This window comes from Pseudomonas cyclaminis (assembly GCF_015163715.1).
In the GTDB taxonomy this organism is placed as follows: Bacteria; Pseudomonadota; Gammaproteobacteria; order Pseudomonadales; family Pseudomonadaceae; genus Aquipseudomonas; species Aquipseudomonas cyclaminis.
Genome location: NZ_JADDUM010000303.1, coordinates 1 through 7,135, shown reverse-complemented (window position 1 = coordinate 7,135; position 7,135 = coordinate 1). Strand labels below are relative to the sequence as shown.

At 59.0% G+C, this 7,135-nt stretch carries 9 protein-coding genes; 5 read left to right on the top strand and 4 right to left on the bottom strand.

The window, feature by feature from the left end; genetic code table 11:
* A partial coding sequence (locus IQK56_RS28995) for an alpha/beta hydrolase (protein WP_193862531.1) occupies positions 1-237 on the top strand: 237 nt, incomplete at its 5' end.
* A 69-nt stretch (positions 238-306) separates the two neighbouring features.
* Positions 307-777 carry a MaoC family dehydratase gene (locus tag IQK56_RS28990; protein WP_010208208.1) on the top strand — a complete coding sequence of 157 codons (471 nt, stop codon included), beginning with the start codon at positions 307-309 and terminating at the stop codon, positions 775-777.
* A gap of 129 nt (positions 778-906) precedes the next feature.
* Here IQK56_RS28990 and IQK56_RS28985 read toward each other — a convergent pair whose 3' ends face one another.
* The gene (locus IQK56_RS28985; RefSeq protein WP_010208206.1) at positions 907-1,374 is read right to left on the bottom strand and encodes a ferritin-like domain-containing protein; all 468 of its coding nucleotides are present in this window, start codon (positions 1,372-1,374) and stop codon (positions 907-909) included.
* Between the two features lie 208 nt (positions 1,375-1,582).
* On the opposite strand from IQK56_RS28985, the gene IQK56_RS28980 reads away from it, so the two are divergent.
* Together IQK56_RS28980 and IQK56_RS28975 are read left to right on the top strand one after the other, a co-directional pair.
* On the top strand, positions 1,583-1,819 hold the full coding sequence (locus IQK56_RS28980; protein WP_003213031.1) for a DUF3820 family protein: 237 nt from the start codon (positions 1,583-1,585) through the stop codon (positions 1,817-1,819).
* A gap of 14 nt (positions 1,820-1,833) precedes the next feature.
* Positions 1,834-3,009, top strand: coding sequence for an aminotransferase class V-fold PLP-dependent enzyme (locus IQK56_RS28975; protein ID WP_193862530.1), 1,176 nt, complete (start codon positions 1,834-1,836; stop codon positions 3,007-3,009).
* A 107-nt stretch (positions 3,010-3,116) separates the two neighbouring features.
* On the opposite strand, the gene IQK56_RS28970 is transcribed toward IQK56_RS28975, so the two are convergent.
* From IQK56_RS28970 to zwf, 3 genes are read right to left on the bottom strand one after another with little or no spacing between them, the layout of a single operon-like run.
* Complete coding sequence (locus tag IQK56_RS28970; RefSeq protein WP_099585438.1) at positions 3,117-3,782, bottom strand: bifunctional 4-hydroxy-2-oxoglutarate aldolase/2-dehydro-3-deoxy-phosphogluconate aldolase; 666 nt, start codon at positions 3,780-3,782, stop codon at positions 3,117-3,119.
* Between the two features lie 17 nt (positions 3,783-3,799).
* On the bottom strand, positions 3,800-4,513 hold the full coding sequence (gene pgl / locus IQK56_RS28965; RefSeq protein ID WP_150675633.1) for a 6-phosphogluconolactonase: 714 nt from the start codon (positions 4,511-4,513) through the stop codon (positions 3,800-3,802).
* A complete protein-coding gene (zwf, locus tag IQK56_RS28960; RefSeq protein ID WP_193862529.1) occupies positions 4,500-5,966 on the bottom strand; it encodes a glucose-6-phosphate dehydrogenase in 1,467 nt (488 codons plus the stop codon). Before zwf ends, pgl begins: the two co-directional genes overlap by 14 nt.
* Positions 5,967-6,185: 219 nt before the next feature.
* On the opposite strand from zwf, the gene IQK56_RS28955 reads away from it, so the two are divergent.
* Positions 6,186-7,046 (top strand): MurR/RpiR family transcriptional regulator, encoded by an 861-nt coding sequence (locus IQK56_RS28955; protein ID WP_169851198.1) that lies wholly within the window; start codon positions 6,186-6,188, stop codon positions 7,044-7,046.
* The last annotated feature ends 89 nt before the right edge of the window (positions 7,047-7,135 follow it).

The following is a 7,135-nucleotide window of genomic DNA, read 5'->3' as shown; positions in this document are numbered from 1 at the left end:
CCGGGGCTGCCGATCCTGGTGATGGGCGGCGAATGTGATCCGGTGAGTGAGGGCAAGCGTCTCAAAAGCCTGGCCCATGCGCTGCGTGAGGCCGGCTGTCAGCATCTGCAATTGAATATCTACCCGCAGGCGCGTCACGAAGTGTTCAACGAAACCAACCGCGATGCCGTTATCGCGGATGTACTGACGTGGCTCGACCAGGCCCTGACCTTGCGCAGGCCGGCCCACTGCGAATAACTTTTCTTTTAAAATCAGCCGTTTAAAATCGACCGATAATTACCGATTAGCCACAGGATGCACCTTTAGATGACACAGGTAACCAACACCCCGTACGAAGCCCTCGAAGTCGGCCAGACCGCCAGCTACAGCAAGCTGGTGGAAGAGCGCGATATCCAGCTGTTCGCCGCCATGTCCGGTGACCACAACCCGGTGCACCTGGACGCCGAATACGCCAAGGCCACCATGTTCAAGGAGCGTATCGCCCACGGCATGTTCAGCGGTGCGCTGATCAGCGCGGCGGTGGCCTGCGAGCTGCCTGGGCCGGGCACTATCTATATCGGCCAGCAGATGAGCTTTCAGAAGCCGGTCAAGATCGGCGACACACTGACTGTGCGCCTGGAAATCCTTGAAAAACTGCCGAAATTCCGCGTGCGTATTGCCACCCGCGTGTTCAACCAGCGCGATGAGCTGGTGGTGGATGGCGAAGCCGAGATCCTCGCACCGCGTAAGCAGCAGGTTGTGACGTTGACCGAGCTGCCGCCTATCAGCATCGGCTGATTCCAGCTCCACGCAATACAAATGTGGGAGGGGGCTTGCCCCCGATAGCGGTGTCTCAGTCAATATTCGATGACTGACCCACCCCAATCGGGAGCAACCCCCCTCCCACATTTCTTTACCGCATTTGGCTTACGACTGAGCGCGAGCCTGGTTACGCAGGGCTTTCACCTGGTCGTGGTTGCGCTGTACGCCGTGGTACTGACGCTCAACCAGGTCACGGATGCCCAGCAGGTTGTGCTTGTTGATCTTCTCGATCGCTTCCTTGTAAGCCTTGAGTGCGTGATCTTCACCGCGCTCGGCTTCGTTCAGAACAGCCTCTTCATCTTTACCGGTGAGCATCGACTTCACGTCGACCCAACCACGGTGCAGGGCGCCGGCCACACTGCCGGAGTCTTCCGGATCACCGCCCAGTGCACGCACGGCGGTTTTCAGCTCGGCGGCAGCGGTTGCACAGTCAGCGGAACGCTTGGCAAACAGCGCCTTGAGTTCTGGGTGCTTGATGTCTTCTGCGCATTCTTTGAAACCTTTCTGGCCGTCGATGCTGGTCTCGATCAGGTCGTTGAGTACGGAGATCGATTCTTTATTGATGTCAGTCATTTTTCAATTCCTTAGGCAGGTTACGAAGGGTTGTCTTAATGATTGCAGCGCCCGTGCCAGGTTTTGAAAAACAATTTTTATGTTTAATTTCAACAACTTAAAAATATTTGAACCATCTGTATGTACGTTATTTGCATGATCTGTCATTTGGCCTTCATGCAGAATGCCTGTATTTTCCAGGGTCTCGACTCACGCCACTGAATCCCCCATGAACCCCGAAAAACTCGAACTGCTGATCACCCGCGAAATGCCCTTCGGCAAATACAAGGGCCGGATCATCGCCGACCTGCCGGGCCCTTACCTGAATTGGTTTGCCCGTGAGGGTTTTCCCCACGGCGAGCTGGGCGGTTTGCTGGCCTTGATGCAGGAAATCGACCACAACGGTCTGTCGGAACTGCTCGAACCCTTGCGCGCTAAACACGGCAAGCCCGCCCCGCGCCATTAATCAGGAGCCTCGCCATGCCACGCAATGCTGACAACGAACTGCACTGGCAGGCCATCGCCCAGCGCTATGACCTGGAACCGGGTCCGATCAATCTGGAAAACGGCTACTTCGGGCGCATGAGCCGTGCAGTCCAGGCGCAGTACCTGGACCACGTGGCGTTTATCAACCGCAGCAATTCGTTGCACGTGCGCCAGCGCTTCGAACAAGGTGAAAACGTCGAAATCCGCCGCCAATTGGCCGAGTTGATCGATGTGGACCCGGAGTCGGTCGCCTTCACCCGCAACGCCACCGAAGCCTTGCAGTCGCTGATCCGCAACTACAACCGCCTGCAACCGGGCGACCAGGTGTTGATCAGTGATCTGGAGTACGACACCGTCAAGGGCGCCATGCGTTGGTTGGCCGGGGTTCGCGGTGTCGAGGTGATTGAGCTTTCCCACACGCACCCGGCCAGTTTCGGCAGCCTGTTGCAGACCTATCGCACCGCTTTCGCTGAGTACCCGCGTATAAAGCTGATGGCGCTGACCCACGTCACCCACCGCACCGGCCTGGTGATGCCCGTTGCAGCCATCGCCGAGGCGGCGCGTGAACAGGGCATCGACGTGATCCTCGACGGCGCCCATGCCCTGGGCCAGATCGACTTCAACCTCGCCGAACTGGGTATCCAGTTCGCCGGCTTCAATCTGCATAAATGGATCGGTGCGCCGCTGACCCTGGGTTTTCTGTACATCGCCCCGGAACGCCTCGCAGATATCGACCCCGACATGGGTGAGTTCCACTACCCCATCACGGACGTGCGCGCACGCACGTCCTACAGTACGCCAAACTTTCCGGCCTTGATGACCTTGCCACTGGTGTTTGAAGAACATCGGGCATTGGGTGGCGCTGCGGCCAAAGGTGCACGGGTCAATTACCTGCGGGATCTGTGGGTAAGCCAGGTGCGCCCCCTCAAAGGCATTGAGGTGCTGACTTCGGATGATCCACGGCTGTATTGCGGGATTACCGCGTTCAAGTTCAGCGGGTGTGATCAGCAGGTGATGGTGGATCGGTTGCTCAAGGATTACGGCCTGTTCACCACCACGCGCACCGGGGCGGTGTTTGGTACGTGCATCCGGGTGACACCGGGGTTGCTCACATCGACGGCGGACATTGATGTGCTGGTCAAAGCCATAACCGAACTGAGCACAGATTAAAAATGTGTTGGCCTCACGGCTTTTTGCAGGCAAAAAAAAGCGGTACACCGACCAAGTGCACCGCAAAAATGCCGTTAAGCACAGCAACAACGATTCGGTAAATCAGATCAATCCAACAGCGCCAGCGCCTCGGCGGTGACTTCCTGGATGCGGGCCCAGTCGCCGTTCTTGATCCACTCAGGATCAAGCATCCAGCTACCGCCCACGCACATCACGTTTTTCAACGCCATGTAGTTTTTGATGTTGGCCGGGCCGACGCCGCCGGTCGGGCAGAATTTCACTTCGCCGAACGGGCCGCCCAGGGCCTTGATCGCCGCCACGCCGCCGCTGACTTCCGCCGGGAACAGCTTGAAGCGACGATAACCCAGGCCATAGCCTTCCATGATGCCCGAGGCATTGCTGATACCCGGCAACAGCGGGATCGGGCTGTGCACCGAGGCTTCCAGCAGGTCGCGGGTAATGCCGGGGGTGACGATAAATTGCGAGCCGGCAACCTCGGCGGCTTCGAGCATGTGACGGTCGAGCACGGTGCCGGCGCCGGTGCACAGTTCCGGGCGCTGCTCGCGCAGGACCTGAATGGCCTTGAGGCCGAACTCCGAACGCAGGGTCACTTCCAATGCGGTCAAACCACCGGCTGCCAGGGCATCGGCCAACGGCAGGATGTCCTGTTCGCGGGCGATGGTAATCACCGGCAGGATCCGCGCCTTGGCGCAGAGGCTGTCGATCAAGGCAACTTTATCCGCCATGGACACGGTCGGTTGAGGGCTTTTCATAGCGGCTGATCCTTGGCTCATGGGCACCAGTAAATCTCTAATGTAGGTTGCAAAAACGCGCGAATCGGCATGGCAGCAACGTCGTCACTGGCCAGGGCGGCGCTCAAGGTGGTCAATTTCGAACTGCCGGAAATCGACAGCACGGTGTAGTTGGCCGTGGCCAGCAGCGCACGACTCATGGTCAGGCGCTGGTGCGGCACGGTCGGCGCCAGCATCGGCCAGCAACGGCGGGTACCGTCGGCCTGCAACGCTTGGGCAAGGTTCGGGCTGTTGGGGAACAGCGATGCGGTGTGGCCGTCATCGCCCATGCCCAGTACCAGCACATCAATCGCCGGCAATTCGGCCAGCAGGCGATCGGCCTGCTCGGCGGCGTCTTCAAGATTGGCGGCGGCACTGTACAGGCTGAGGAACTTGGCCTTGGCCGCAGGACCTTGCAACAGGTGCTGTTTCAACAGGCCAGCATTGCTGTCGGCATGTTCCACTGGCACCCAGCGCTCGTCGGCGAGGGTGATGGTGACGTTGGACCAGTCCAGGCCTTGCTTGGCCAGGTGCTGGAAAAACGCCACGGGGCTGCGGCCACCGGACACAACCAACGTTGCTTCGCCACGGGCACTGATGGCCGCGCGCAGTTGTTCGGCTACATCCAGGGCCAGGCCTTCGGCCAACAGCACCGGCGTGCGGTACTCGTGGGCCGTTACGCCCCGAGGCAGTTTCAATTCAGATATCGCCATACCACGACCTCCCATCCCGCGTGATCAGTGCAATGGAGCTCATCGGCCCCCAGGAACCCGCCGCGTACGGCTTGGGCGCATCACCGGATTTTTTCCACCCGGCGATCAACTGGTCACACCACTTCCACGCGGCTTCGATTTCATCTTTACGGACAAACAGGTTCTGATTGCCGCGCATCACTTCCAACAGCAAACGCTCGTAGGCATCGGGGATACGTGCGCTGCGATAGGTGTCGGAAAAATTCAGTTGCAGCGGCCCGCTGCGCAGTTGCATGCCCTTGTCCAGGCCCTGCTCCTTGGTCATCACACGCAAGGAAATACCTTCGTCCGGTTGCAGGCGGATGATCAGCTTGTTGCTGATCTGCAAGCGCTGCTCGGGGGCGAAGATGTAGTGGGACGGTTCCTTGAAGTGGATAACGATCTGCGACAGCTTTTGCGGCATGCGTTTGCCGGTACGCAGATAGAACGGCACCCCGGCCCAACGCCAGTTGCGGATATCGGCCCGCAGCGCGACGAAGGTCTCGGTGTCGCTCTGGGTATTTGAATTCTCTTCTTCCAGGTAACCCGGCACCGCTTTCCCGGCGCTGTAACCGGCGATGTACTGGCCACGTACCACCTGGGTAGTCAAACCATCCGGGCTGATCGGCGCCAGGGCCTTGAGCACCTTGACCTTCTCGTCACGGATGCTGTCGGCAGACAGGTCGGCCGGCGGGTCCATGGCGATCAGGCAAAGCAGTTGCAGCAGGTGGTTCTGGATCATGTCCCGCAGTTGGCCGGCCTTGTCGAAATAGCCCCAACGGCCTTCGATACCCACCTGCTCGGCCACGGTGATTTCCACGTGGGAGATGTAGTTCTGGTTCCACTGGGTTTCGAACAGGCTGTTGGCGAAACGCAGGGCGATCAGGTTCTGGACGGTTTCTTTGCCCAGGTAGTGGTCGATGCGGTAGGTGCGGTTTTCCGGGAAAAACTGCGCCACGGCGTCGTTGACCTTGCGCGAAGACTCCAGGTCCGAACCGATGGGCTTTTCGAGCACCACGCGGGTGTTTTCCGCCAGGCCGACCTTGGACAGGTTCTCGCAGATCGCGCCATACACCGCCGCCGGAGTGGCGAAGTAGGCGATAAGGCGTTGCTCGGTACCGGCCAGTTCGGCCAGGGCCACGTAGTCGTCGGCCTTCATGAAGTCGACGTGAACGTAAGTGAGGCGCGCCAGGAAACGTTGGGCGATGTTTTCGTCCAGTTCCTTGCCGACGTATTTACGCAGTTCTTTTTCGATATGGGCCAGGTGCTGTTGCTCGGAACCGGCTTCACGGGCCAGGGCCAGGATGCGCGTGTCGTCGTGCAGCAGCCCGGCGCCATCGAGTTGATAGAGGGCAGGAAATAACTTGCGCAGCGCCAGATCACCCAAGGCGCCAAAGAGGGCAAAGGTGCAGGGTTCTACGGTTATCGAAGGCATGATGTTTGTTCTTTTATCAAGTTAAGCTACAAATACCTTTTTTCAAGGCATCACTCAAGGAAAAATGTAGTAATAACCACAACATTTTCCCGAAATACGCATTCCGAGTGGTGGTGTTCAGCTACCCTCAGTAGGATAGGCCACCGCGAAATGCCACTCGTCGATTGGCTACCGCCCTTTATTTGCATCGTCGCCCGAAGGAAAGACTGAATGGACCGCGTGCGAAATCTTCTGGAACAGATCCGGAACCGCCTCGAAGAATTAAACAAGGCCGAGAAAAAAGTCGCCGAGGTCATCCTGCTCAACCCGCAGCAGGCGACCCGTTTCTCCATCGCCGCCCTCGCCCAGGCCGCTTCGGTCAGTGAACCGACGGTCAACCGTTTCTGCCGTTCATTCGGCGTCAGCGGTTACCCTGAACTTAAATTGCAGCTGGCGCAAAGCCTGGCCAGCGGCGCGGCGTATGTCAGCCGCGCAGTGGAAGCCGATGATAACCCCGAGGCCTACACCCAGAAGATCTTTGGCAGTGCCATCGCATCCCTGGACAGCGCCTGCCAGGCCCTCGACCCGAACCTGATCAGCAAGGCCGTAGACCTGTTGATCCAGGCGCGGCAGATCCACTTCTTCGGCCTGGGCGCCTCGGCCCCGGTGGCCATGGATGCGCTGCACAAGTTCTTCCGCTTCAACCTGTCAGTGACCGCCCACGCCGACGTGCTGATGCAACGCATGATCGCCTCGGTGGCGCACACCGGCGAGCTGTTCGTGATTATTTCCTACACCGGGCGTACCCGCGAGCTGGTGGAAGTGGCGCGTATCGCACGGGAAAACGGTGCATCGGTGCTGGGCGTCACGGCCGAGAATTCACCGCTGGCCAAGGCCAGCACCGTGAGTTTGAACATTCCGCTGCCGGAAGACACCGACATCTACATGCCGATGACCTCGCGGATCATCCAATTGACTGTGCTGGATGTGCTGGCGACCGGCATGACCTTGCGCCGTGGCGTGGATTTCCAGCCGCATTTGCGCAAGATCAAAGAGAGCTTGAATGACAGCCGCTATCCGGTGGGGGATGAGTTTAACTAGCAGTAATCTTTATCAGCAGTACCGGCCCTATCGGGGGCAAGCCCCCTCCCACACTTTGATCTGTGAATACTTTCAAATGTGGGAGGGGG

What these genes read in the sequence shown, in the direction of transcription:
- IQK56_RS28990 (WP_010208208.1), top strand. Translation starts at nt 307, where the DNA reads ATGACACAGGTAACCAACACCCCGTACGAAGCCCTCGAAGTCGGCCAG.
- IQK56_RS28985 (WP_010208206.1), bottom strand. Translation starts at nt 1,374, where the DNA reads ATGACTGACATCAATAAAGAATCGATCTCCGTACTCAACGACCTGATC.
- IQK56_RS28980 (WP_003213031.1), top strand. Translation starts at nt 1,583, where the DNA reads ATGAACCCCGAAAAACTCGAACTGCTGATCACCCGCGAAATGCCCTTC.
- IQK56_RS28975 (WP_193862530.1), top strand. Translation starts at nt 1,834, where the DNA reads ATGCCACGCAATGCTGACAACGAACTGCACTGGCAGGCCATCGCCCAG.
- IQK56_RS28970 (WP_099585438.1), bottom strand. Translation starts at nt 3,782, where the DNA reads ATGAAAAGCCCTCAACCGACCGTGTCCATGGCGGATAAAGTTGCCTTG.
- pgl (WP_150675633.1), bottom strand. Translation starts at nt 4,513, where the DNA reads ATGGCGATATCTGAATTGAAACTGCCTCGGGGCGTAACGGCCCACGAG.
- zwf (WP_193862529.1), bottom strand. Translation starts at nt 5,966, where the DNA reads ATGCCTTCGATAACCGTAGAACCCTGCACCTTTGCCCTCTTTGGCGCC.